The 25582-nt window shown below is 74.2% G+C and carries 20 protein-coding genes and 1 pseudogene; 8 read left to right on the top strand and 13 right to left on the bottom strand.

The genetic code is table 11. From position 1 onward, the window contains the following. Window positions 1-19: 19 nt before the first annotated feature. From tgmB to ITI46_RS14480, 4 genes are all read right to left on the bottom strand, one after another. The gene (gene tgmB, locus ITI46_RS14495; protein WP_209239940.1) at window positions 20-988 is read right to left on the bottom strand and encodes an ATP-grasp ribosomal peptide maturase; all 969 of its coding nucleotides are present in this window, start codon (window positions 986-988) and stop codon (window positions 20-22) included. A 78-nt stretch (window positions 989-1066) separates the two neighbouring features. Continuing rightward, window positions 1067-1252: a putative ATP-grasp-modified RiPP gene (gene tgmA, locus ITI46_RS14490; RefSeq protein ID WP_209239939.1), complete on the bottom strand. Its 186-nt coding sequence runs from the start codon at window positions 1250-1252 to the stop codon at window positions 1067-1069. Window positions 1253-1416: 164 nt separating this feature from the next. Continuing rightward, on the bottom strand, window positions 1417-2748 hold the full coding sequence (locus ITI46_RS14485) for an NAD(P)-binding domain-containing protein (RefSeq protein WP_209239938.1): 1332 nt from the start codon (window positions 2746-2748) through the stop codon (window positions 1417-1419). Then, on the bottom strand, window positions 2733-4142 hold the full coding sequence (locus ITI46_RS14480) for a carboxylate--amine ligase (protein ID WP_209239937.1): 1410 nt from the start codon (window positions 4140-4142) through the stop codon (window positions 2733-2735). The genes ITI46_RS14485 and ITI46_RS14480 overlap by 16 nt, the downstream gene beginning before the upstream one ends. 111 nt (window positions 4143-4253) lie before the next feature. On the opposite strand from ITI46_RS14480, the gene ITI46_RS14475 reads away from it, so the two are divergent. Next, the gene (locus ITI46_RS14475) at window positions 4254-5426 is read left to right on the top strand and encodes a glycoside hydrolase family 26 protein (protein WP_209239936.1); all 1173 of its coding nucleotides are present in this window, start codon (window positions 4254-4256) and stop codon (window positions 5424-5426) included. 155 nt (window positions 5427-5581) lie between these two features. On the opposite strand, the gene ITI46_RS14470 is transcribed toward ITI46_RS14475, so the two are convergent. The 9 genes and pseudogenes from ITI46_RS14470 to ITI46_RS14430 form a co-directional block, all read right to left on the bottom strand. Continuing rightward, window positions 5582-6763, bottom strand: a complete 1182-nt coding sequence (locus ITI46_RS14470) for a GNAT family N-acetyltransferase (protein ID WP_209239935.1) — start codon at window positions 6761-6763, stop codon at window positions 5582-5584. Further along, window positions 6760-7521, bottom strand: a complete 762-nt coding sequence (locus ITI46_RS14465; protein WP_209239934.1) for a YveK family protein — start codon at window positions 7519-7521, stop codon at window positions 6760-6762. The genes ITI46_RS14470 and ITI46_RS14465 overlap by 4 nt, the downstream gene beginning before the upstream one ends. A 323-nt stretch (window positions 7522-7844) precedes the next feature. Continuing rightward, a pseudogene (locus tag ITI46_RS14460) lies at window positions 7845-8999 on the bottom strand (glycosyltransferase); the annotation flags it as partial. Then, window positions 8996-9766 carry a polysaccharide deacetylase family protein gene (locus tag ITI46_RS14455; protein WP_209239932.1) on the bottom strand — a complete coding sequence of 257 codons (771 nt, stop codon included), beginning with the start codon at window positions 9764-9766 and terminating at the stop codon, window positions 8996-8998. The gene ITI46_RS14455 and the pseudogene ITI46_RS14460, both read right to left, overlap by 4 nt. Continuing rightward, window positions 9756-11477 carry a lipid II flippase MurJ gene (locus ITI46_RS14450; protein WP_209239931.1) on the bottom strand — a complete coding sequence of 574 codons (1722 nt, stop codon included), beginning with the start codon at window positions 11475-11477 and terminating at the stop codon, window positions 9756-9758. Before ITI46_RS14450 ends, ITI46_RS14455 begins: the two co-directional genes overlap by 11 nt. Continuing rightward, window positions 11474-12997: an O-antigen ligase family protein gene (locus tag ITI46_RS14445; RefSeq protein WP_443742834.1), complete on the bottom strand. Its 1524-nt coding sequence runs from the start codon at window positions 12995-12997 to the stop codon at window positions 11474-11476. Before ITI46_RS14445 ends, ITI46_RS14450 begins: the two co-directional genes overlap by 4 nt. Continuing rightward, complete coding sequence (locus ITI46_RS14440) at window positions 12994-14709, bottom strand: sugar transferase (protein ID WP_209239930.1); 1716 nt, start codon at window positions 14707-14709, stop codon at window positions 12994-12996. Before ITI46_RS14440 ends, ITI46_RS14445 begins: the two co-directional genes overlap by 4 nt. Further along, window positions 14706-15974, bottom strand: coding sequence for a glycosyltransferase (locus ITI46_RS14435; RefSeq protein ID WP_209239929.1), 1269 nt, complete (start codon window positions 15972-15974; stop codon window positions 14706-14708). Before ITI46_RS14435 ends, ITI46_RS14440 begins: the two co-directional genes overlap by 4 nt. Window positions 15975-16148: 174 nt before the next feature. Further along, complete coding sequence (locus ITI46_RS14430) at window positions 16149-17783, bottom strand: hypothetical protein (protein WP_209239928.1); 1635 nt, start codon at window positions 17781-17783, stop codon at window positions 16149-16151. 427 nt (window positions 17784-18210) lie between these two features. Here ITI46_RS14430 and ITI46_RS14425 point away from each other — a divergent pair, with 427 nt between their 5' ends. The 7 genes from ITI46_RS14425 (at window position 18211) to ITI46_RS14395 (ending at window position 25541) form a co-directional block, all read left to right on the top strand. Further along, window positions 18211-18891, top strand: a complete 681-nt coding sequence (locus tag ITI46_RS14425; RefSeq protein ID WP_209239927.1) for a helix-turn-helix transcriptional regulator — start codon at window positions 18211-18213, stop codon at window positions 18889-18891. 321 nt (window positions 18892-19212) lie between these two features. Continuing rightward, on the top strand, window positions 19213-20454 hold the full coding sequence (locus ITI46_RS14420; protein ID WP_209239926.1) for a glycosyltransferase family 2 protein: 1242 nt from the start codon (window positions 19213-19215) through the stop codon (window positions 20452-20454). Window positions 20455-20489: 35 nt separating this feature from the next. Further along, a complete protein-coding gene (locus tag ITI46_RS14415) occupies window positions 20490-21668 on the top strand; it encodes a class II D-tagatose-bisphosphate aldolase non-catalytic subunit (RefSeq protein ID WP_209239925.1) in 1179 nt (392 codons plus the stop codon). A gap of 8 nt (window positions 21669-21676) precedes the next feature. Further along, on the top strand, window positions 21677-22591 hold the full coding sequence (locus ITI46_RS14410) for a transglutaminase-like domain-containing protein (protein ID WP_307808170.1): 915 nt from the start codon (window positions 21677-21679) through the stop codon (window positions 22589-22591). Window positions 22592-22646: 55 nt separating this feature from the next. Beyond that, entirely contained in the window at window positions 22647-23192 is a 546-nt protein-coding gene (locus ITI46_RS14405; RefSeq protein ID WP_209239923.1) for a cupin domain-containing protein, read from the top strand. Beyond that, on the top strand, window positions 23192-24322 hold the full coding sequence (locus ITI46_RS14400) for a DegT/DnrJ/EryC1/StrS family aminotransferase (protein ID WP_209239922.1): 1131 nt from the start codon (window positions 23192-23194) through the stop codon (window positions 24320-24322). Before ITI46_RS14405 ends, ITI46_RS14400 begins: the two co-directional genes overlap by 1 nt. Before the next feature lie 16 nt (window positions 24323-24338). Then, window positions 24339-25541 carry a GNAT family N-acetyltransferase gene (locus ITI46_RS14395; protein WP_209239921.1) on the top strand — a complete coding sequence of 401 codons (1203 nt, stop codon included), beginning with the start codon at window positions 24339-24341 and terminating at the stop codon, window positions 25539-25541. The last annotated feature ends 41 nt before the right edge of the window (window positions 25542-25582 follow it).

Genomic DNA, 25582 nt, shown 5'->3' with positions numbered 1-25582 from the left:
CGGTGTTCAGCGGACCGGCTCAGGCTTCGGGGCCGTTCTCCAGTTGGTCGGCGACGGCATGGGCTATCGAGTCGGTGATCGAGTCGGGTTGCCATGCCCACTGCCCGTTGGGGTTGCACTCGAAGAAGTACCAGTCGCCGGTGGGCGTGACGGCGAAGTCGAACGCGCCGAAGGCGAGCCGGGAGATGCTGAGGTAGGCGGACACCGAGCGCGCGACCCGGTCGGGGACGGCGATAGACGTGCACTCCATCAGGGATTGCCGCTGCCGCCAGTCGAGATCGGGACTGTCGATCCGGACCGCGAACAACCGGTTGCCGACAGCCGTGAGACGTACGTCGAACGCCTTCTCCACCTTGGCTTGGAACAGGTGCGGGCAGGCGGCCACGGCGGCCGTGATCTCGTGCGGGCGCACCTCCCGTACCCACACCTGCTGCGCTTGGCCGTCCGCCTTATAGGGGGTGTTCCACAATGGCTTGTAGACCACTCCGCCGGTCTGCTGAGTGGCGAACTCCCGGGCCTGATCGGGATCGTTGGTGATCAGCGTGCCGGGAACCAAGAGGCCGCTGCGCTGGGCGGCGGCGAGCTGAGCCGGTTTGTACTCCGCCGCCCGATTGTTCCACGGGTGGTTGACGTAATGGGCTCCGGGGAGCGACGCCAGGATGCCGCCGGCGCCCCACAGGGATTGCGAGGCCGCGAACCGGCGTTCCTGCTCGCCCAGTCCGGGCGGGCCTTCGAAGGGTGAGGGGCGGCGCGTCCAGACGGAGCGCACTTCGGTGAGGTCGAGCTCGCGGCTCGGCGTGCGCAGCGTGCCGCGCTGATCGCCCGTGCGGTACGTGGCGGTGAGCGCGGCACTTGTGTGCAGGTCTGTGCCGGGGTCGAGACGGACTACCGGGACCTGGCGGTCCGCGAGAATTCGCAGTACCACGTCGGTGGTCACGTCGTGCGGGTTGGTCAGTACCAGCACCGACCCGTTCGGGCCTGTCGCCATGAGTCAGTCGTGGAGTCAGTCGTGGTCGGAGTCCGAGGAGTCGTCGGAGTCGTAGCTGTCGGCGCTGCTGGTACTCGTTTAGTTCGAGGTGCTGCTGCTGGTTCGGTGGTCGTGGAGTTCGACCGTGCGGCCGCGTTCGTCGATGACAACGGCGATCTGGGTTTCGGGGTCGATCACCGGGCTGCGGAGGGGAACCGGGTCGGTCTCGGCATACGGTGCCATGCGGGTGACGCCCCAGGGTGCACCGAGGTCTCGCGTTTCCATCGTTCAACTCCCTTGCTTCCGAGCGTCCGTTCGGAAGACTCTTCCCTTGTTGAGGGACGTTTTCAAGGCCGCGTCAGGCTGGACTGAGGCCTGCAACTGCGCTTCCTGGCAGGGGCGTTCGGGAAATGGACGACGAGGCGGGGCGCCCCCGCCGGGGCACCGGATCACCGGCCGGCCTTCACCTCGCGGGGCGCCGACTCGGATGCCTCGGACCGAGGCACCCCGACCCGCGCAGGCTGCGGCCGCACAGGCTGGGCCGCCAAGGCCCCCCGCGCAGCGATGTGGCGGCACACCCCGGCGACCAGGCGAGGCGCCGTGAACGACGCGCCGTGCACAAAGCGCATGGCCGGGCCGAACGAGGGTGCCGACAGCAGCCCCGCGAAGAACAGCCCGGGCTGCGAGGACTCGAAGTCCTGGGTCAGCCACGGCGCACCGCTGTGGCCGACCCGGCGCAGCGTCTCCCGCAGGGTGGAGTCCAGCAGCCCGAGCCGGAACAGGTCGGGCACGAATCCGGTGGCGGCCACCACATGGTCGGTCTCCAGCGTCCGCGCCGTCCCGTCCGCTGCCCGCAGCCACAGCCGCAGCCGTTTGCCGGGCCCGCCACCGACGCCGGCGACGCCCGTCATACGGTCCGCGGCCGTGATGGTGTTTCCCAGCAGCGTCGGCACGGCCGGCTCGAACCGCTCCCGCAGCCACCAGGCACCCGCCGGGCCGAGGGCGTGCCGGGCGATGTGCAGCCGTACGGGCGGCGGGAGCCGCCGCACCGCGTCGGGCCGCCGGGACCACACCCAGGTCGGCCAGCCGGTGCCCAGCGCGCTGTGCGGGTCGAGCAGCGTGCTGAGCCGGCCGCGCTCCAGCGGCTGTGGCGGCGCGTTCCAGTTGATGCGGGACGCGCGGGCCACCACGTGCGGCTCGGCGCCCGCCTCCGCCAGCAGTGTCGCGGTCTCCAGCGCCGCCTGGCCGGCGCCGACCACCGTGACGTCCTTGCCCCGGAACCGGCTCAGATCGCGGTGCTGGGTGCTGTGCGAGACCAGGTCGGCGGGGAGGCCGCGGAGTACGACGGGCCGGTGTACGAACGGCATGACGCCGATGGCCAGCGCGACGGTTCGGGCCGTGAGCTGCTCGCCGTGCGCCGTTCTGATCCGGAAGCCGGAGGGGTGCGGGGTGACGCTCGTGACGGTCGTCTCCTCGGCGGGCGGCGCCGCGTGCCGGCCGAACCAGGTGCCGTACTCGGTGAAGGTGTCCAGCGGCAGCGGACGGCCGTGCCCCACCTCGATACCCCGCTCGGCGCAGTAGGCGGTCAGCGTGTGGGCGCCGTCAGGATCGGAGAGGGCCGAGGCCCCCGGCTCGGACTTGAGGAACATGCCGCGCGGCATGTGGTCCCGCCAGGAGGCCATCGTCCGGCCGAGCACGCGCAGGCGCAGCCCGGCCGCCGCGGCGTGCGCGGCGATGGACAGTCCGTAGGGTCCGGCTCCCACCACTACGAGGTCGTACATGAATTCCTTCTCTCTGTGTGCGGTGCGGTTTCGGTGTGACGTGCGGGTGGGCTCGCCGCGCTGTGCGCGGACCGCGCGGGGTGCGCAGCGTCTGCTGCGCCGGGGCGGGGCACGGTGACCGGCCGTTCCCTGGCGGGCGTGACGCCGCGCAGCACCTTGCCGAGGCAGCGCCCCAGCCAGCCGGCGGCCATCGCGGCGAACGGCAGCGGGTCGTCGGGCGCGAACCAGGCGGGCTCCACCGGCCCGCGCGGCATTCCGGTGGCTGTCGGACCGGGCGGGCGGGGGCCCAGCAGCGCGGCGAGCAGGGCGTAGTTCTCCACGACGAAGACCCGGCCGGGAGCGCCCCTGGGCTCACCCGGGCCGTGGCCGCAGGGTGTCTCCGGTACGGCACGCCCCGTCAGATGCAGATGCTGGGCCCGGACCACGTCCAGGCCCGTGCCGTCCGTGAAGAGCCGGAACTGGGCGCCCGGCCGCGGGTTGAAGTCCACCAGGTGGGGCACGCCCGTCGCGGGGTCGAGCCGGAAGTCGAGGTCGAGGATGCCGCGGTAGTCCAGCGCGGCCGACAACCGGGCCGCCGCCGCTTCCACCGGCGGGCTGGGCAGCCAGCGGCCGACCGCCGTCAGACCCGTGTACGGCGGCCATGCGCGCTCCTTGCGCCCGGCACCGCCGGCCAGGAACCGGCCGCCCTCGGCCGCGTATCCGTGGAAGAACCAGTCGGCACCCGGCGCGTCCGGCAGCCTGCGCTGCAACAGCAGGGCGCTGCCCGCCTCTTCGGACCGGCCGAACAGCCGCACGGCCTCCGCCTCCGTGTGCACGAGCGCGGTGCTGCGCAGACCGGCCGGCAGCAGCCAGGGGCGGCTCCATTTGGCCACCACCGGCAGACCGAGCGCCGCCGCGGCACGGCCCGCCTCCCGGGCGCTGCCGGGCAGCACGGTGGCCGGGTGTGCGATCCCGGCGCGCGCGCAGACGGCGGCCAACTCGGCCTTGTCCGCGAGCCGGGCGGGCAGCGAGGGCTCGACGGCGGGCAGCAGATAGCGCCCGGTCAGCCGGGGCGCCAGCCGTGCCGCCGCGATCGCCCCCTGGTCGTCCAGCGCGAGGAGCACGGCGGGCCTGCCGATCGCGGCGGACACCTCGCACAGCGCCTGCTCCAGCTCCGCGTCGGCCGGCGAGCCGCCGCCCGCCGAGCCGTCCGGGCGGCCCGCGGCGCGCGGCAGGGTGTGCACCCGGTGCAGAAAACGGGTCCGGGGCACGGGGCCGTTCGTGGAGCCGAGCAGGGCGTGCACCTCCAGGCCCGCACGCCCCAGCGACCGCGCGGCGCCCAGGGTGCCGTGGTGGTACGGGTTCGGATCGAGGCGCAGCAGCAGTGCGGGCACGTCCGTGGCGAACGACGGCATGGGGTATGTCCTTCAGACGCGGGGCGGGTTGGCGGGGCGAGAATTCCGCTGACGGCCCATCAGAATCCCGGACCGGCCCCTGCAGCGGTCCCAGGGCGACCAGGAGGAGCCATGCGCAGCCACAGAAGCGGGCGGATCAGGGCGGTTCTGTGCGGCGGAGCCGTCACCGTCGGGCTGCTCGCCTCCTGCACGGTGCTGCCCGGCGGCCAGCCGGGCCGCGGCCCTGTGCGGGGTGAGCACCCGGCCGGCCCCCCGCCGCCGTCCGCCTCCGCGGCTGCGGCCGCGCCGTCCGCCGCCGCAGCACCCTCCGGCTCCGCCGCGCCGCCCGCCTCCGCCGCCTCCGGTTCCTCCGCCCCGGTGGCAGCCGCCGAGCCGCTGGTGGGCGCGTTCCTCGGCTCCGGCCCCGAGGGCGTGCGCCGTATCCAGGACATGGAGCGCTGGCTGGGCGGCAGGCGGCTGCGCGTCGGGCACACCTACCTGCCCGGCCGCCAGTGGTCCGAGATCGAGGGCCCGCCCCGCCTGCTGTCGCCGTGGGCGCGCTGGCGGCAGGAGAGGAGCGACCGGCTGCTGGTGCTCAACGTCCCCATGGCGGACCAGAACGAGGCCGGCAAGTCCGACGAATGGGTGCGCGCACTGCTCCGCAGGGGCGCTGCCGGACGCTTCGACACCCACTACCGCACGCTCGCCGAGCGGCTGGTGCGCCAGGGGCTCACCGACACCGTCGTCGTACTGGGCTGGGAGATGAACGGCACCACCTACACACACCGCTGCGGTCCCGACCCGGCGGTCTGGAAGGCGTACTGGCGCCGGATCGTCGCCACCATGCGCGCGGTGCCGGGCCAGCGGTTCCGCTTCGACTTCGCGCCCAGCCGCGGCCGGGACGCGGTCCCGTGGACCCGCTGCTACCCGGGTGACGACGTGGTCGACGTGCTCGGCATGGACGCCTACGACCAGCCCGCCGGCATGCCCTTCGCGGAGCAGGTGCGCGAACCGTACGGGCTCCAGGCGCACGTCGACTTCGCGGCCCGGCACCGGAAGCCGATCTCCTACCCGGAGTGGGGGCTCTTCCGCAACGGTGACAATGCCGAGTACGTCGGCCGGATGCTCGCCTGGATGGACCGGCACCGGCCGCTGTACCAGACGATCACGGACTACTGCCCACACGGCGTGTGGGGCTGCCGCCACAACCCGGCATCCTCCGCGACGTACCGGACAGCGCTGTCCGCCGCTCCGCGGCACTGGTGGGGGCGCTACTGGGGTTGGCTGCGCACGCTGGCCGGTTAGGGCTTGCCCCGCTTCGCGGGCTGGGTTGCGCCCCGAAGGGGCGCGGGGAACTGCGTGCCAAGCTGGGGGCACCCCCTGCTCGAAGAGCTTGGGGGAGTACCCGCAGGCCGCAGACAACAGGCCGGGGCACCCCCTCCCCGGAACACGCCGCGACCTCACCGGCGGCCCAGCAATTTGCGAGCCGCGGCAGCCGCGAGCTCGCGGCCCGCACTTTGCGCGGCGAACACTTCCAGCGCGGGCGCCAGCTCCCGACGGGCCAGCAGATAGCGCCGGTTGACCACGGTCTCCGGGTGCCAGCGCAGCTTGTACGGCTCGGTGCCGCGCAGCAGACTCATGGTGCCCCGGCCGGTGCCGGCCGCGAACCGGGCGTCGTGCCGCAGCAGCATGGTCGCGATGTCGACCCGCTGCGCGCGCAGCCGCGGATCGGCGCCGTACAGATAGCCGCACACCAGGTCGGGAGAGGTGAAGGCGACATCGCAGGCGGCGACCCGCCCGCCGATCCGGTACTCGGTCACCGCCGCGTCACCGCTGGCCACCAGCGCCTCGGTGGCGCGCACCAGATGCGCTCCGAAGCGGGACCGCAGATGCTCGGGCGTGACACCCCTGCCGCGCCACTGCCGCTCGTGCAGCCGCAGCATCGTGCGCACCGAGTCGGGTACCCGCTCTCCCGTCACCTCGCGTGCCTCGACCCCGAGCTCGTCGATACGGCGCAGCTTGCGGCGGGTCCGTTTGGCGCTGGCCGGTGCCAGCCTGCGCAGCAGCTCCTCCATCGGGATACCGGGCAGCTCCAGACAGACCGAGTCGGCCAGGCATCTGCTGACCCCGGGCCATGCGGCGTACAGCCGTTCGGCGGCGCCGCCGGGGCGCACCTCACGCAGATCGAGTACGGCGCTGCGGGTGGCCACATAGAGGGCGCGCGCGAGCGCCACCGCGGCCCGTGGGCAGCTGTCGTCCAGCAGCACGTCCTGGTAGTCGGAGATGGTGCCGCCGAGAGTCACCAGTGCGGGCAGCGGCCGGTGCACCAGCATCAGCGGAGCGGCGGCGACCAGCCTGCCGTTCTCCCGGACCAGGACGACGCGCAGCCTGCCGCGGCGCCCGTACGACCGCCACCACGACCACAGCCACGCGTGGCTCTGGAACGGGGTCGCCGACCGGTTGCGGCCGCGCAGCCCCTCCCAGTCGGCGGCCAGCCCGGCGAACTGCTCCTCGGCCCGGCACAGCGTCGCCGTCAGCCGGACGGGCGGCTGCCCGGAGGCGTCCCCGCGCCCGCCGCGCCACGGGGAGAGCACGGGGCCGGCCAGCCTGCGGCGGGTGGACGGCGGCAGCGAGGACGTCATCGGGCACCCTCCGGCTGCGCCTGCTGCCGGCCGGGCTCGCCGCCGCCGTCGGCCGCTGCCGTGTCGTCGCCGCCGGTGGCGGGCGCCGGCACCGGCACGGCGTCCGCGGGTCCGCGCCGTTGCGGGCGGGCCAGCAGCGCCAGCCCGCCCAGCAGCCCGCCGGCGCTCGCCCCCACCGAAACGGCGATCGGCAGCGAGGGGGAGACCGGCGCGGCCGACGGCGCCGCGCGCGAGACGACCGTCAGCCGGACACCGGTCCTCCGGGCCGACTTCGTCGCCGTGCTGGTGAGGGAGCGGGCCACGGCGTCGGCGTAGTCGGCCGCCTTGCCCGCGCGGGGCGCGCCGCCGGTGATCCGCACCATCGGCGCGTCGGGCGAGGACCCGGCACGCACCTTTGCACGCAGCGCACCGCGCGGCAGCCCGGCACCGGCCTCCGCCGCGCGGAGCACCACCGCGTCCGTGGCGATCTTCCCGTACGCCTGCGCATAGCCGAGGGCCGACGCCGCCTCGGCGTGCGCGCCGGGGGAGACCAGCACATAGCTGGTGGCCTCGTACCGCGGCTCCGCGACGGTGGCGTACACCGCCCCGCCGAGCGCGCCCAGCACCACGCACGCCGGCAGCGGCCACCAACCCGGCACCCGGCGCCGCCGCTGGGCCGTGCCCGGCGACCGTTCGACGGCGCCCGCCGAGTCGGCGGCGGCCTCTTCCGCCGCGCTCTCGAAGGCCGGTGCCGCCTTTCCCGGTGCGGCCTTGGACATGGAACTCACCTCGTCGTCAGGGAACTGTCGTGCGGGAGGGGCGACGGCACCCGGGAGGGCGCGCGCCGCCCGGTGGGAAGTGCCTGGCCTTCGGGGCGGAGGCCGAGCGCCGGACGGGCGCCGAGCGTTGCGCTGGCGCCCGTGCGGGTGCCTGTGCGGGTGCCCGTGCCGGTGTCGAGCGGCGGACTGGCGTCCGGGCCGGTGTCGAGCGCCGTGCGGGCGCCCGGGCGGATGTCGTGCCCCGGGCCGGTGTCGAGCGCTGTGGTGGCGCCTGAACGGATGCCGCGCGCCGGGCGGGAGCCGAGCGCCGTACTCGCGTCGGTGCGGGTGCCGTGCGCCGTGCGGTGGGCCGCGTCGTAGACCCGTGCCAGGCGCTCCGCGCAGTGCGCGATGTCGTAGTGGTGCACCGCCGGGGGCACCGGCAGCCGCGCCGGTTCCGTGGCCCGCGCCGCCGCCCGCAGCGCGCCGGTCAGGCCCTCGTGGGAGGCGGGGAACCGGCGGGCGCCCGGGGCCTGTTCGGGCGGCAGGTCCGCGACCGCGGGGCACGCCGCGTACAGCACAGGCAGTCCGGCGGCGAGCGCTTCGAGCGCCGCCAGCCCGAAGGACTCCTCCGCCGAGGGCGACACGAACACATCAGCGGCAGCCAGCACCCCGGGAACGTCAGGCCGCACCGGGCCGCCGGCGGACTGCTCGGCGCCGGATCCACCCGTGCACTCGCCCAGCAGCACTACGCGGTCCGCCACGCCCAGTTCCTCGGCGCGGGTGCGCAGCGCTGGGCGCTCCGGACCGTCACCGGCCAGCAGCAGCCGCGCGCCGGGCACCTCGGCGACCGCGTCGAGCAGTGCGCCGAAGCGCTTGCCCGGCACCAGTCGGCCGACCCCGGCCACCACGAAGACGTCCGGGGCGATGCCCAGTTGCCGCCGTACGGTCGCGCGTACCGAGGGGTCGAAGCGGAAGCGGGCGGCGTCGATGCCGTTGGGCACCGTGCACAGCCGTGCCGCGGGCACCCCCCAGCGCCGCAGCCGCCCGGCGACCGTGGACGAGACGGCGACGGTGGTGGTGCCGAGCCGTTCGGTGGCCAGATAGAGGGCGCGGACCGCGGGAGTGAGGGGGCGGCCCTCCAGCGTGGTGTCGCCCAGCGAGTGTTCGGTGGCCACCACGGGGCGCACGCCTGCCAGCCGGGCCGCGATCCTGCCGTACACACCGGCCCGGTACAGATGGGTGTGCACCAGGTCGTAACCGCCCGCGCGCACCAGCCGCACCAGCCGGGGCAGTGCCGGCAGATCGCGGTTGCCCGTCATGCCCAGATGGGTCACCCGGGTGCCGTCGGCGCTGATGGCCTCGGCGAGCGCGCCCGGATTGGTGAGGGTGACGACCTCGCTGTCCACGGAGTGCCGGGGCAAGTGGCGCAGCAGCAGCCGCAGTTGCTCCTCGGCGCCGCCCACGCCCAGCCCGGTGATGATGTGCAGCACCCTCATCGGCCCACACCGTCCCGGGGGGCCGTCTCGGCGGGCGCCGGTGCGGCGGGCAGCGCCCTGCGGCGCAGCGGGTGCAGCACCTTCTTCAGATACAGCCGTACGGAGGTGTCCCGGGCGTCGACATGGGCGCGCGGCAGTGCGTACATCCCGGTGAGCGGCCCCGGATCGATGGCGCACGCATAGCAGTATCCGGCAGCGCGCACTGCTGCGACGGCGCGGCTGTCGAGCCTTCCGTACGGGTAGCAGAACCCGGCAGGTGCCGTCCCGGTCAGCTCCGCCAGCACGCTGCGGCTGTCCGCCGTCTCCCGCTCCAGGGTGGCGTCGTCCGCCGTGGTCAGATCGGTGTGGGCCAACCCGTGCGAGCCGATCTCGATCCCGGCGGCGGCGACGGACCGCAGGCCGGCCGCGTCCAGCAGGGGCTTGCGCGGGCCGAGTTCGTCCCAGCCGTTGTCGCCCCCCAGCCGCCCCGGCAGGACGAAGGCGGTCGCCGAGCACTCGTACCGGGTCAGCAGCGGCAGGGCGGCGGACAGGAAGTCGGCGTAGCCGTCGTCGAAGGTGAGCCCAACCAGCCCGCCGCCGCGCCCGGCTGCACGGGCCCGCAGCAGCTGCCCGACACCCACCCCCCTCAGTCCCCGGTCGCGCAGCCAGCGCAACTGGCGTTCGAGCCGGGCGGGCGAGACGGTGATGCGGTACGGGTCCTCGGCGCACTCGGCGACCGAGTGGTACATCAGCAGCCAGGGGGCTCGGTCACGGGTCTCAGCGGGCATACGGAATCCTCCGGTTGACGGCGGCGAACAGGTGCGACAGCTCCGGCGCTCCCACCAGCAGCCCGACGGCCAGGAAGGCGGCCGGCACGACGGCGCCGCCCACGGCAGCCCCCGCCAGCGGAGCGGAGCAGAGCGCGGCGGCGGCCCAGCCCACTGCGGCGGCTGCCCCCGCTGCCACGAGCAGCCGCAGCAGACCGGCCGCCACCCGCGCCACGTCGATGGCCAGCACCCGGGCGCCGAGCCCGTGCAGCAGCAGCGCAGCGGTGGTCGTGATGCCCAGCGCGTTGGCCGCCGCGATGCCCAGGACGCCCCAGCTGCCGGCCGCCGGCACGCCCGCGCTAACCGTCACGGCGAGCCCGGCGGCCATCGCGGCGGCGGGATACCAGGGCGGACGGTCGCCGCTGCGGCTGCCGGAGAAGAAGGGGCGCACCAGAGCGCCGACCATGCTGTGGCCCAGCAGTCCGCAGCTGTAGACCCGCATCACCGCGGCGGTCGCTGCGGTGTCCCGCGCGTCGAAGGCACCGCGCTCGAAGAGCAGTCCGACGATCTGCGGCGCGCAGGCCACCACGTACGCGGCGCCCAGCAGCACCACGGTTCCGGCCAGGGCCAGATCGCGCTCCACCCGACGGCGGGCCGCCGCCGCGTCCCCGTCGGCCATGGCGCGCGCCACGACGGGGAACGTGACGGTGCACACCATCAGCGAGAGCACCATGGGAAGTTGGGCCACCTTCTGCGCGTAGTTGAGGTGCGAGATGGCGCCTTCGGGCAGCGAGGAGGCCACATAGCGTTCGAAGAAGACCTGCGCCTGCCGGCTCACGGTGAACGTGGCGACCGGTGCCAGCACCCCGGCACCGACGAGCGCGCCGACCCGGCCGTGCTCCCGCACCGCGCGTGCCGCCCGCACCGAACGAGCCGCTCGGCGGGTCCAGGCCCGCACGGCGCCCCTTTGTTCGTCGGGCAGTCTGCTCAGGAACGCGGGCAGCTGGACGAGCACCATCAGTGCCCCTCCCACGGCGACCCCCAGCGCCGCCGCCCGGATGCCCCACAGGCCGTGCCCGGCGTACATCACGGCGATGACGCCCGCGTTGTAGGCCAGGTAGATCGCGGCGGGCGCCACGAAGTGCCGGTGCGCCCGCAGCGCCGCGCTGAAGTACCCGGCCAGGCCGAAGGTGAGCACCGTCAGCGCTGTCAGCCGCAGACAGTCCACCGCGGTGCCGGTGGCGGGCAGGCCGGGCGCCAGCAGCCGCACGGCGTAGGGCGCGGCCAGCATCAACAGCCCGGCGGCGCACGCCAGCAGCAGTGAGAGCCGGGTCAGGGTGGCCGCCACCAGAGCGCGCACCGGGTCGGCCGGGCCTGCTGCCGCCCCCTCGTCCTCCCCGCGTGCGCGGGCGGCCCGGCGGGAGAGGGCGAGGCTGAAGGCGGGCACGAGGACCAGCGCCATGGCGTCCTCGATCAGCAGGGTGGCGGCGAGTTCGGGCACGGTCCAGGCGACGAGGAACGCGTCGGTGTCGGCGTTCGCGCCGAACAGCTGCGCGATGGCCTGGTCCCGCAGCAGTCCGCACAGCGACCCGGCGGCAGTGAGCCCCGCGGTCACCGCCGCGGCCCGCACCAGGAACCGCCCGAGCCCCGGCGCCTCCGCGGTGCTGCTCGCCACGGGTTCGTCGAGCGGAGGCCGTGCCTTGGGGGAGGGAATGGCGCGCGGACCGGTCATGGCGCGGAGCTCCGTTCCGCGCCGAGCCCTGGCACCGGCTCCGGGGCGTGCCCCGCGACGGGCCCTGGCTTCGGCTCGGGGCCGTGCTCTGTGGCGGGCTCTGCCTTCGGTTCCGCCGCCGGGGACAGCGCCCACCAAGTGGCCAGGCCCAGCACCAGGGCTGTGAGCACCGTCGAGGGGCCGCCGATGTCCGCGTAGCAGAAGTCCACGCACTGCCACACCAGAAGCCCGGCGGCCACCGTGCCGCAGTCGGCGGCGCGGCAGGCGCCGCTGCCGTGCCGGGCGCGGCCCAGCCGCCGCACACCGCACACCAGCAGTGCGCCCCAGGAGCCCAGGAGCGCCACCGTGCCCACCAGGCCCTGTTCGCTGAGCACCAGGAGATACATGTTGTGCGGGGAGAGCAGCGGCTCGCGCTGGAAGGGGGTTCCGGCCCCCGCCGTGTCACTGCCTGAGGAGAGCTCCAACGCGGCGTGGCTGTCGCGGTGTTCGGGGAACCCCTTGGGGCCGACGCCGGTGACCGGCGCCTGCCGCCAGATGCCCGTGGCCGCGCTCCACAGGGTGTATCTGTCGGTCACCGAGCTGTCCGGCGCGTCGGACACCTCGGTGATGCTCTGGAACCGCTGGGCCAACTCCTGGGTGGCGACCCCCAAGCCGCCCACCAGCACCACGCCGGCGGCCACCACGGCGGCCAGCACACCCACCGTCGTACGCGCCCCGCGCAGCGCAAGCAGCAGCAGACACGCCAGGCCGGTCGCGATCCACGCTCCCCGGCTGTAGGAGAGGGCGAGCGGGACCACGAGCACGGCGGCGCAGCCCAGCGCGCAGGGGCGCAGCCACCGGGGGGCACGCGCCGGCGGGTTGAGCCCGCACGCCAGCGCCGTCACCAGCCCGTACGAGACGGCGGTGGCCATGCCCATCACGTCCAGCGCGCCGAAAGTGCCCACCGCGCGGATGTTCTCTCCCTGGTAGGAGGCACCGGTGGAGGTGAGGGCCTGTACGACGCCGACCGTGCCCTCGACCAGTGCCAGCAGCACCACCGCCGCGCACACCAGCCGGGCGTCCCGCGCGTCCCGCAGCGACAGCAGCACCGCACCCGGCACCAGGACGAAGAGCTGGAGGTAGCGCACGAGCCCTGGCAGGCTCGCCTCCGGGTCGGCCGAGGCGATGGTCGTCAGCGCGAACGCGGCGGCGGGGGCGCCCAGCACCAGCGCCGCGAGCGGCGTCAGCACCGGGGGCGCGGCGCGGCCTGCCGTACGCCGGGCAGTCCGGTCCCGCAGCAGCCTGAGCGCGCACCACATCACCAGTACGCCCGAGCACATGTCGGCGAGGGTCACGCCGTTGTGCCCGCCGGGAGCCGTGCGGTTCGCCGGGGCGCACAGCAGCAGCACCGTCGCCACGACCGGCACTGCCGGGCCGGTCGGTCCGCCCGGTCCCAGCCATCCGCTCCACGCCAACCGGTGGACCGGCACCTGCGGGCCGGTCCGTGCCGGCGGCGCCGCGCTGCCTGCCGCCACGCTCACCGGCCCTCCAGCCGGAAGAAGGAGGTTGCCGTGCGGCAGATGATGCACACGTCCTGCCACAGCGACCACGTCTCGATGTAGTGGTTGTCGAACCGCGCCCGGTCGGCGATGGAGGTGTCACCGCGCAGCCCGTGGATCTGCGCCAACCCGGTGAGACCGACCGGGGCGCGGTGCCGCTGCGCGTAGCCGGGATGCACTCTGCTGAACTGCTGCACGAAGTAGGGGCGTTCCGGGCGCGGCCCCACCAGGCTCATATCGCCCCGGAGCACGTTCCACAGCTGCGGCAGTTCGTCCAGCGAGGTACGGCGCAGCAGTCGGCCGACGCCACTGGTGCGCGTGTCGCCCGCGACGGTCCACCGGGTCGCCGCCTCGTGCGCGTCGGTCGGCCGCACGGTACGGAACTTCAGCAGGGTGAAAGGGCGCCCGTCCTGGCCGATGCGCTCCTGCCGGAAGAGCACGTCAGGGCCGTCGAGCACCCGTACCGCCAGGGCGCAGCCGGCCAGCACCGGCGCCGCCAGCAGCAGCGCCGGGGCGGCCAGCGCGAGGTCGAGCAGCCGTTTGCCGAGGCCGGTGCGCGGCGGTGGGCACTCCAGTACCAGCCGGTGGCAGGAGAACCCCCACATATGGGTCTCGCCGTACCCCCTGCCGCCCGGTGCGGCGTGTCCCCCGTGTGCGCCCGACGCACAGCCGGGCCGCACCAGCCAGCCGGTCACGCCTCGCTCGCCCAGCAGTGAGGCCAGCGCCGCGGTGTGCGGATCGTCCCAGGGGAACTGCACGAAGACCACGTCCCGCACCGCGCCGCCGGCCACCTCCCGCGCCGCCTCCTCCACTCCGACCAGGGGCAGCTCCGGCAGGACGACGGCCCCGCACGCGCCTTCGCGGTGGGTGTCGGGCGCGTCACCTGTTCGGGAGGTGACGTCCGCCGGGGAAGCGCCGCCTCTGCGGGGACCGTCGGCCGCCCCGGTCCCGCGCATCTCCACCAGCGCCACGGGCCGCAGTCCGTACCGGGGCCGTTCCGCGAGGGCGGCAGCCACCGCTCGCGCTGTTTCGCCCCGTCCCACGACGAGCGCGACGCGCGGTCTGCGGCGACCACAGCGGCGGCGCACCCCGTACAGCAGCGCGCGCGCTGCGCACACCAGGACGGCGTTCACCGCGATACCCGCGAGGAGGGCGACGAGGCTCAGGGTCCCGGTGCGTCCGCACGCCGCGAGCACCGTGACACCGACGCACCAGGCGATGGCCACGCGCCTGCTGAGCGGCGGGAGTTCGGGCAGCGCCTGCGGGTCGAGCCCCGGCCGGTAGAGGCCGGCCCGCGCGCACAGCGCGGGCAGGCTCGTACAGACCGGGGCCAGCAGCAGTGCTGCCGCCTCCGGACCCGCACAGCTCAGCACGGTGCCCGCGGTGGCCGCCACGTCGGCGGCGGCGAGCGACAGGGCCGCCCCGCGCCGCCGCCGGGCTGCGGCGTACCGGGGCTGCGGCGCCGCAACCTGTCCGCGGGCCGACGGCACGGGACGCTTCTTCGGCGCCTGCTTGCCGCTCTCGGCCTGGTGTCCGGCGTATCCGGCAGGCTCCCCCGGCTCGCTGCCGGCTTCGGAGCCCGGACGGGGTACGACGGGCGCCGTGCGGGCCGGCCGCTCCGCAGCCTGGTACGCCGGGGCGATCGCACCGTCGCTCTGCGCGCCCTGGACGCTGTCGGCGCTGTCCGTCGTCATCGGGACCCCGCCCGTTCCACGACGGGCACGTCGGCCGTCGCGCCTCGTTGCCGCAACACCTCCCGGTACAGCTCCAGTACGGCGGCCGCCGTACCCCGCACGTCGAAGCGGGCCCGTACATGTCGTTGGACAGCCCGACCCAGCTCGGTGCGCAGCCCGGGATCGAGCGCGAGCCGTACCAGGGCGACCGCGAGCGCGTCCGGGTCGGCCGGCGGTACCAGACAGGGGAGCTCCTGACCGGGAGGCAGCAGCTCGCGGGACCCGGCCACATCGCTGACCACCACCGGGCGACCGCACGCCATCGCCTCCAGCGGGGTCAGTGCCATGCCCTCCCACAGGGAGGGCAGCACCACCAGGTCCGCGGCGGCGTACCAGTCACGCACCTCGTCACTGGCGCCCGCGAAGACCACCCCCGGCGGGGCGGCGCGGCGCAGCTGTTCCCGGTCAGGGCCGTCGCCGACCAGCACCAGGCGGGCGTTTGGGACCTGGGCCGCCACCCGCGGCCAGGCGGCCAACAGCGTGCGCTGCCCTTTCTGTTCGCACAGCCGCCCGACGCACACCACCAGCACTGCCGAGGGCGGCAGGTCCCGCAGCACCGACGGCGGAGCGTTCCGCACCCCGGACGGCGAGAGGTCGGCGAGCGTGAACCGAGTGGGGGAGAGGCTCCCGGCCTGCCGGGTGCCGGGGGCGGGGAAGCGCGCGGTGTCGACGCCGTTGTGCACCACCGCCCACCCGGCTCGCACCCCGGCCGCCGCTCCGGCATCCCGCTCGGCCTCGCTCACACACAGCACCCGGTCCGCCCACCGGGCCGCGTACCGCTCCCAGGCGCGGGCCAGCCGCGCGGTGTGCCCCGTGGCCGCCTCGAAGGACCAGGCGTGCGGCTGGTAGACGGTGGGCAGCCGCCCGCGCAGCGCCAGCCGCGCGGCGAGCCCGGCCTTGGCGCTGTGTGCGTGCACCAGGTCGGGGCGTACTGCACGAAGCACGCGCTGTACGCCGTACACCTCTGCTGCCACGCACGCTCCGGGCTCGCGGACAGCCGACCAGAGCGCGGTCCTGGCGCCCGCTGCCGCCGCCAGGTGCGGCAGCGGGCCGCGCCCGGGGCACGCCACGACGACATCCAGCCCCGCGTCTGCCTGAGCCCTGGCGAGATCGGTGACCACGCGGGCCACGCCGCCGTCGACGGGCTGCGCGAGGTGCAGCACGGTCCGCAGTGCCCCTGGTTCGCTGTCGCGTCGTGCTGTGCGCTGCGCCGGAAATTCAGGCATGGACGACTCCGCCTCCCGAGATGAAGCAGAGTGACCTTGACAAAATCCGACTGTCGAACCCGAGCGGCGCGCCGGTTATCTTCCGGTTTTCACCAGTCGGTCCCACGGGTGGGGGTGCGCCCGAGGGGGCCGGGCCCCCACGGCGCCAGCTGCGTACGCTCCTCCTCGCCCCCGCTACCCGCCCCTGCGCCCGAACCGCAGCGCCCGGGCCAGCACGTCCAGCGCCTCGTCGGCCCAGCCGATGGTGTGCAGGCCCGAGGTCACGTTGTTCGGCGGCCGGTTGATGAGCGTGTCGCGGCGTACCAGCCGGGTGAAGTCCACCCGCGGGTCGGTGCGCGGACGGCTCCCGTACGGCGTACGGAACTCCACCCCGGCCCGCCGCATCACCTCGATCAGCTCCTGGGCGAGGATGCCGTAGGCGACCGTCGTCGGATGGACGCCGTCCAGCGAGAAGAGGCCCCCGTCGCTGCGCCGGTCGCCGTCGCTCAGCAGGAACCGCGAGTTGGGCACCGGGTCGAGCGAGGCCAGCTCACGGGGGAGCGGATACGGCGTCCACCAGTCGGGCCGCGCCCGCTCGTCCTCGTAGTAGCGGCGGCAGGCCAGCCGGTCCAGCAGGCCGGCGGTGTCCAGCAGATACCAGTCACGGCCTGCGCGCCGCGCCGCCCGCACGGCCTCGGCCATGGCGTCGTTGTACTGGTCGATCGCCGCGTCGATCGCGCGGGCCTGCTCGCCGGTCAGATGCGGGTCGCGGTCCGCGTCGAAGGCGCTGTCGGCGATCCAGGGCCGTGTGTAGTACGGGAAGTAGCGCGACCCCGGCTCCAGCTTGCCGTGCACCCCGCGGGCGATGGGGGCGATGGTGACGTGCGGGACGGTGCACCAGATGACGTGCCGGGCCCTGATCCGTCCCACCGCGTCGGCCAGTTGCCCCAGTTCGGCCGCGAAGTGCTCGGGCCGCCACACCGTGAACCTGGCCTTCTCATGCAGATCGTCGTATCCCTCCTCGCTCCAGACGACCTTGAGCTCGATGACGGAGGAGAGCGCGTTGTTGGCGCCCAGGAAGACGATCAGCGTCTCGATGCCGTGCTCCGGGTCCGCCTCCCGCTCGCCGTCCGCGGTGGCCTCGCCGTGCTCCCTGCCACCGGTCTGCTCGCCCAGCGCCGCTGCCGCGCCCACCTGGCTGAGCGCGCCGGAGGCCGGGGGCCGGGTGGGAAGGGTGCGCAGTGCGGCGCGCTCGCCGGGGTTCTCGACCACCTGGAGGGCCAGGTTGTCGCTCGGAGCGTCGATCATCCGGCGGCACACGTCGGCCGACTTGTCCAGCGCGTCCCGCAGGTCCCAGCTGAAGACGGCCAGATTGTGGTTGATGGCGGTGTTGGTCACCGGGGTGCAGCCGCCGCCGCGTTCCCAGTAGTCCTCCACCTTGTCCATGAAGCGGCGGGCCCGGAAGAGCGCCGCCGGTGTGTCCCACCAGTCGAGCGTCGGCCCGCAGTGGTCCTCGAGGTCGCGGAGCAGCATCTCCAGATTGAGCGGGAGCCCGCCGCAGCCGTCGAAGGAGGGGTGGCGGAAGTGCTCGGCCCAGCCCAGCTCGTGCGCGATGATCGCCGGGTACGACAGCTGGGTCTGGAAGGCCGCACAGCTCTGGAAGCCCTGGGTGAGGGAGTCCCCGATGGCCACCAGCCGATTGCGGGGCTCACCGCGCCAGGAGGTGGGGACGGGTATGCCGAGCGTGGGGTCGGTGTAGGGCGCCCCCGGCCCGGCCCGGCCGGCGGAGGCATGTGGTGCTGGTGCGGGGGAGGGTTCCGGTGCCGTCATGTCAGCCCCGATCCGCCGCTGCCGGGGCTGCCGGTCGGGCAGCGCACTCCGGTGCGGCTGTGTCCGGTGAGTACGGTGTCTCTCCAGCACAGCGCGGAGGCGGGCGGCAGGCCAGAGGCTGGACGGTGAACAGCGCGCCATCTACGTACCGTCTACGCCAACTGATCTGTTGTGGTGGGACGTTGAGCAGGCCGGCCGAACGCGGGTGCTCGGCCGGGAGCGGGCGGTGCCGGACGGGGGCCGGGCGGAGTCACCGTGGCGCGGACTTGCAACAGGAGTCACAATGACACGACGGAACACCAACAGACACTCCGTCAACTCCCTTCCATGGGGCTCGAGTCTGCGGGATCATCGCTCGCGGCAGTCAGGACTAGACCACTACCGCGCATCCCGCGAGTGGGCCTTACACGGGGATTGGGTTAACCGCATGACCGAGATCCAGGACAAGCCGGATACCAGCGATCGCACCGAGGCCCGGCTGGCCGTCGCCGTCCACGTCGAGGCCGAACTCCTCCGCCTCGGGCTCCAGGCAATGCTGCCCGGCCTGGCGACCGTCGAGCGCGCCGAACAGTTCACGCACCCCGCGGCCCTGGAGCGGGCGTTGGCCGACAACGGGTTCCATGTGCTCATCCTGTCCAGCGCCAACAGCGCCGCGGGCTCGCCGAGCCGGCTGCGGCACACCCAGCCGGGGCTGCGTACCCTCGTCCTGCTCGATCCCGCCGACGCCGAGTCCGACGCGGCGCTCGCCCGGCTGCCGGCCGACGGCTATCTGCTGCGCGAGGAGCTGACCGCGGCGGCCCTGGACCGGGCGCTGCGGCAGCTCGCCGCCGACGAGATGCCGATGCCGCTGCGGCTGGGCCGGCAACTGCTCAGCCACGCCGGCGAGTCCGCGCACGTGCTCCCGGCCCGCACGGTGCGGCTGACGGCGCGCGAGCACGAAGTGCTCGCCCATCTGGTGGCCGGGCTCAGCAACAAGCAGATCGCCCGCCATCTGCGGATCTCCGAGCACGGCGTCAAACGGCTGGTGAGCAGCGTGCTGCTGAAGCTCGGGGTCGCCAACCGGACCGCTGCGGTGGTGGCCGCGATCAAGCTGGGCCTCATCGACTGAAACCGGCACGCCAGTGGGCGGATGACGGCGGAGCGGAACCGGATACCCGTGGCCGGGCAGGCCGAACGGCCGACCCTGCCCGGCCGTTCGGCATGTCCATGCCCTGATCACCAGGGCTACCCGATCGGCTAGCCCGGTCCTTCCAGCTCAGTCCGGGCGGACATCCGAGGCTGTCGGCGGCCCCGGGCCCGGAGCAGGATGAGCCCGCGGCTGAGCCGAACGCCCTGGTTACGGCCGTCGAATGACCGCCGGACTCCCGCCGTCTGCGGCGCTCTCCGTTGCGGCGGACCGAAGGTCGCCCCCGTCGAGAGGACTGCCCGGATGAGCTGGAGGCACCAGGACGCCGCAACCCTCGCGGACGCCGCCGTGAGCAGTGTGGCCCTCGTCGCCGATCCGTTCGCGCAGTCCGCCGCCCCCGGCTTCTGGGTCTGGTCCCGCGACGCACACCGGGCGGTCACCGACGCCGTGCTGGCCCTGCCCGACGACAGCATCCGCACGCTGGCCGAGACCGTCGGCAAGGACCCCGCCGACATCACGGCCTGCCGTCGGCTGACGGCGCTGCTGGACGACCGGCTCACCCGCGCCGCCGGCGAGCCGGGGACCGAGCGTCTCGCGGCCCTCGTCTGGGAGGCCGAGACCCGCTCCCGGCTCCGGATGCAGACCGGCACCGAGCGGCCCGCCGGGCTCGGCACCCCGGCAGCGGAGGAGATCCTTCGCACCTCGCGGCCCCCTGCAAAGCCGAAGGGGCCGGTGGACGCGGCGCTGGTGATCCCGTTCCGGGAGCGCGGCGAGGAGGGGGACCGCACCCGCAACCTGGCCGCGGTGCTGCACGCGCTCAACGACCAGAGCCATCCGCGGGACCGCTACCGCGTCGTCGTGGTGGAGGCCGACTCCCGGCCGCGCTGGGAGAGTGTGTACGCGCCCTGGTGCGACACCTATCTGTTCGCGGAGAACGATGGCCCGTTCAACTACTCGTGGACCATCAACGCGGGCGTGGTGCACGGCGCCCGGCCCGCCGAGCTGATCTGCGTACTGGAAGCCGACATCCTGGTCGACCGGGGTTTCGTGGAGCGCGCAGTCGAACGGTTCCGGGTGCCGGGCACCCAGGCACACTGGCCGTTCGAGGACATGCTGTACCTGGACGCGGCCTCCAGCCACCAGGCCGTCACCGAACGCTGCCTCGAAGGGCGCTCGGCCGTGGACAGGGACGCGCTGCGCGGGGTCTTCCTGCGCCGCACCCCGGGGGCCTGCGTATGGCTGCGGGAGAGCCTCTTCAGCCGGATCGGCGGCTACGACGAACGGTTCACCGCCGGCTGGGGCGGCGCCGACAACGACTTCACCTGGCGGGCCGATCTGCACGGCGGCCTCGACCGGTACCGCGACCGCATGGTGCACCTGCACCATCCGCGCGCCACCGACTGGTACGACGCCGAAGGCGCGGGGGCCGGAGCCTACGAGACGTTCCCCTGGTGCACCTGGCCGCCCGACTCGGAGATCGGCGACCTCGCCAAGTTCGCGCAGTCCCCCTCCCAGCACTCCCAGCCGCCCCAGCAGCCGCGTTGAGCGCGAAAACCCTCGAGAAACAGGGGAAGACACCCATGGAACCTGTGGTCGGCATCGGCCCGGTCTCACGCTGTACCGTCGACGCGGCCCTCGCCGTCGCCCGGCGCACCCGCACTCCGCTCATGCTCATCCCCAGCCGCCGCCAGGTGGACGCCGCCGAGTTCGGCGGCGGCTATCTGGGCTGGACCACCCAGGAGTTCGCCGACTACGTCGCCGAGCGCGACCCGGACGGGCTGACGCTGCTGTGCCGGGACCACGGCGGCCCCTGGATGCACACCGCCGAGGCCGGCGTCACCGAGCCCACCGAGGCGCTGGACTCGTGCATGCGCTCCTTCACCGCCGACCTCGACGCCGGGTTCGGGCTGCTGCACATCGACACCTCCGAGGGCCGCCCCGGAACCGGGCCCGTACCCGCGCAGACCGCGGCCACCCGGCTGGTGGAGCTGTACGCGCGCTGCCACGCCGAGGCCACAGCGCGCGGTGCCGAGGTCGCCTACGAGATCGGCTTCGAACCGCAGGACGTGTCCACCAACGATCCCGACGAGTTCAAGGCCGCCCTCCGGCTGGTGCTCGAAGGCATCGACGCGGCCGGCGCGCCCCGTCCGCGCTACGTCGTGGCACAGACCGGCACCAAGGTCGCCGAGCTGCGCAACGTCGGCCGCTTCCACGAGCCGCACGCGCGCGACGAGACGCTGCGCCAGGTCTCCACCCTGGCCGCCACCTGCCACCAGGAAGGTGTCCTGCTCAAGGCGCACAACTGCGACTACCTCACCACCGAGGAGACGGCGCTGCTGCTGCGGGCCGGTGTGGACGCGTTCAACGTCGCACCGGAGTACGGGGTGGCCGAGACCCGCGCCCTGCTGCGTGTCCTGGACGAGATGGCGCTGACCGAGGCCAAGGAGGACTTCCTGCGGCTCGCCTACGACAGCGGCAAGTGGCGCAAGTGGATGCTGGACCCGACCACCGCAACCGACGTCGAACGCGCCGTCATCGCCGGGCACTACGTCTTCCGCACAGACGAGGGGCTGCGCATCCGGGAGGAGGCCGCACTCGCCCTCGCCACCCGGGGCAGACCGCCGCTGGACGCGATCCTCCAGGAGGCGGTCGCCGAACGCATCGAGTCCGCGCTGCGGGCCGTGACGCAGGCCGCCGGGCACACCGCGCAGCCGGCGGATGCACCGGCCGCCGCGCTGACCGCCGAGGCGGTACGGTGAGCGCGCCCGTGACCGACGTATACGCACCCGGCACGCTCCAGGAAGCGGTGGACCGCATCCTGCGCGTCCCCGACGAGCACCGTACGTTCGCCAAGGACGCCGCCTTCGCCGAACAGACCTGGGCCATCGGCCCCGCGCTGCTCGAAGCCCTCCTCGACCACGGGCTGCCGCACCGGGGCGAGGGGGAGCAGCGCCGCTTCGAACGCACGGACCTGCACAACATCAGCACCTATCTGAACCTGCCCTCGCCCTACTTCCAGGCCCTCACCCGCAAGGCCCGGTCCATGGACGAGGTGGCCCGCAAGGGCGAGCAGCACCTCCACGCGCTTGAGCTGCGTGCCGACTGCGCCGAGCCGGGCCACACCGGTGAGTGCACGTTCGCAACCATCCCCGGGCTGAACCGGCACAGCGAGCCCGGGAGCCTGCGGGAGACCGCACCCGGCGTCTTCTCCGTACGGGCCCAACTGCCCTCCAACAGCCTGGTGTTCGACGAGGACCGCTCCGACCTGCTGTCCCTGGTCGCCGACTGGGAGCTGTACGTACTGCCCGACGGCGTGATCGAGGACGAGGGCTTCTCCCGCGAGACCCGGCTGGCCAACTGCCTCATCCCCACCCGGCTGCTGCTGCGGGAGGCCGAGCGGCGTGGCATCAGGGCACGGCACGGGGCCGGGCTGCTGGTCGCTCCGCCGTACACCACCCTGCACCACTGGGTGGAGTTCGAGCTGGACGGCGACTGGGTACCGGCAGATCCGGTGCTGCTGACCGCGTTCTCGCGCTGGGGCATGACCGACCCCGCCGACTGGCCGTACAACCGCTCGGTCGCCGGCATCGTCTGGCACCTGCTGACCTGGCCGCCCGAGGTGTTCTTCCCCGTCGTCCGCGACCGCGGCGTCCAGGCCCCGGTACACATCGCCTCGCGCTAGCCCCCGAACTCCCCGCCGCCACCCCGAGCACCACTCCCTCATGGAAGGACCGCACATGGGCAGCCCCGCGACCGAAGCCGGCTTCACCGCCATCAGCGAGCCCGAGGGCGACACCGGCGCCCACGAGGCTCGTCCGGCCCGCGAAGTGGCCCCCGGCGTACGGGTCATCGAGTTCGCCGACACCAAGAAGGTCGTCAAGCTGTGGGGCCAGGAGCGCTGGCTGCACGAGGAGGAGCCGGACGGCCCGTACGGCTTCAAGTTCATCCGCATCAAGGCGGGCCACCGCACCTCCCTCCAGTACCACGAGCACAAGCGGGAGAGCTACTTCATCCTGGAGGGCGAAGCGGTGATGCACTACCGCGCGTCCCGCGACGGTGAGACGCTCCAACTCCCGATGCCCGCCGGGACGCTGGCGCACGTGGACCCCGGGGCCGTGCACCGGGTGGAGGGCGTCACCGACATCGTGCTGGTGGAGGTCTCCACCTACGACGACGGCTCTGACAACGTCCGCCTGGAGGACGACTACGGGCGTGGAGACGGCCGAGTCGAAGCGGAACACGCCGAGCACCCCGGGCAGCACCCCGGGCGCGGCGAGCGCTGATGGGCGGCTCCGGCGATTTCCGCGTTCCCAAGTACCGCTACCCCGCCCAGTTCGAGGGCGGGGAGCGGGAGCTGCTGGGCCGCATCGAGGAGCTGCTGCTGCGCGGCGGCTATGTGCTGGGCGAGGAGGTCGCCGAGTTCGAGGAGCGGCTGGCCGGCTATCTGGGCGCTGCCCACACCATCGGCGTCAACTCCGGTACGGACGCGCTGATCCTCGCCCTCGACGCGCTCGGCATCGGCCCGGGCGACGAGGTCGTCACCGTCGCCAACTCCTTCCACGCCACCGCGCAGGCCGTCGCCCGGCGCGGCGCCACGCCCGTCTATGTGGACTGCCGCGACGACGACTTCCTGATGGACCTCGACCAGCTCCAGGACGCGTTCACCGAGCGCACCCGCGCCGTCATCCTCGTCCACATGTTCGGCAAGGCGGCGGACGTGCCCCGCGCCCGGCGCCTGGCAGCCGACGCCGGAGTCACCCTGCTGGAGGACTGCGCCCAGGCCATCGGCGCCCGCAGCCACGGCGTACGCGTCGGCACCGCAACCGCCGCCGGCTGCTGGAGCTTCGCGCCGTCGAAGAACCTGGCGGCCGCCGGGGACGCCGGGGCGATCAGCGTCCAGGACGGCGAGCTGGCCGAACGACTGCGGCTGCTGCGGCACTTCGGCCAGCCGCGGCAGAACCAGCACGAGATCCTGGGCTACAACTCCCGCCTCGACACCCTCCAGGCCCTCGTCCTGCTGCACAAGCTCGACCGGCTGGACGCCTGGAACGCCCGGCGCGCCGAGGCGGCCGCCACCTACCGCGAGCGGCTGGCCGGACTGCCGCTCCGCTTCCAGCAGCCCGGCGAGGACGGCGAGCACGTCTACCACCTCTTCCAGGTCCGCACCGAGACCGAACAGGCCCGCGACGGGCTGCTGAAGCACCTGACCGCCTCCGGCGTCGACGCCGTCGTCCGCTACCCCGTGCCGCTGCCGCACCAGCCCGCGCTCGCCGGGCCCGCCGCGCTGCGCCACCCCTGCCCGGTCGCGGAGGAGCTGTCCAGGCAGACCCTCTGCCTGCCCATACGGCCCGATCTGGACGCCCAGGAGATCGGCCACGTGTGCGACGCGGTCACCGGCTACTTCACCGGCTGAGGGAGAGACCGAACAGATGGAGACCCGCGTCCGCACGGCCGCCGGCGACGCCGAGTTCGAGGGCTACCTCGCCCAGACCCGGTACGCCTTCGGCAAGGTCCCCTACGACCACGCCACCCTGCGCGCCCACGGCGTCACCGCGGTGGCCGTCCGCGGAGCCGAGGTGCTGGGCGGCGGGCTCTTCCTGCCATTCGCCCAGCACTTCGGCTCTCGCCCCGTCCCCTCCGGCGGCGTGGCCTGGCTCGCCGTCGCACCCTGGGAACGCGGCGCGGGGCTCGCCCGCCGGCTCACCGAGGAGGGCACCGACCGGCTGCGCCACGAGCACGGCGCGGTGCTCGCCTGCGCCTGGACCCCGGCGCCCGGCATGTACCGGCGCTGGGGCTGGGAGGCCGCCGCCGTCGCCTCCGGCTACACGCTCGATCCCGCCCAACTCCCGTCCCCGGCACCAGGCCTCGCAACGGTCCTGCCGGACGAGGCCGCCTGCGCCCGGCTGCGGCAGCGGCTCGCCCCCGGCTGGAACGGGCCGCTGCACAGGCCCGCCTGGTGGCACGGCTGGAAACAGCGCGTCACCGAGGGTGCGTTGACGCTCGGCGTCACCCGCGAGGAGGCCACCGACAGGGCAGGCGCGGGAGCGGGCGCGGCAGACCTGGCCGGATACGCGACCGTCACCGTCGAACCGCACCAGCCCTGGGGCGTCGCCGCTGTCGTCCACGACTTCTGGCACGACGGGCTGGAAGCGCTGCCCGCGCTGCTCGCCGCCGTCAGCGCCCGCTCGCCCCAGGTACGCGAGATCCGCTTCCGCCGCTCCGTGCTGCCCCGCCCCAGCGCCCTGCAGTGGGCGCTGGACCAGTACGCGGTACGCGAGGACGGCTGGTACCCGTGGGTGCTGCGGCTGCTCGACGTACGCCGCGCACTGGAGGCCCGCGGCTGGGACCCGCAGCCGCGCGGCGGCGTCGGGCTGGAGGTCGTCTCCCCCCAGGGCAAGAGCGCCCCCTACGCGCTCACTTTCGAGGAGGGCCTGCTGCACGCCCAGCGCGGCAGCCACCCCTCGGCCCGCACCGTGCGGCTGCCCTCGGCGACGCTGGCCGCCTGGTACGCGGGCGGGCTGCCGCTGCGACAGGCGGCGCGGCTGGGCATGGCCGAGGGCGACGCACGCGACCTCGCCCTGCTGGACGCGCTGGCCGCAGGACCCGCGCCCTGGCTGCCCGAGAGCTTCTGAGCGTGAGTACCCAGTGAGCACCCACCCCCGTACCCCGACCG

Origin of the sequence: Streptomyces oryzae, assembly GCF_017676365.1 — a bacterium.
In the GTDB taxonomy this organism is placed as follows: Bacteria; Actinomycetota; Actinomycetes; order Streptomycetales; family Streptomycetaceae; genus Streptomyces; species Streptomyces oryzae.
The sequence above is the reverse complement of the archived record's forward strand: the minus strand, read 5'-3'. Positions and strand labels throughout refer to the sequence as shown.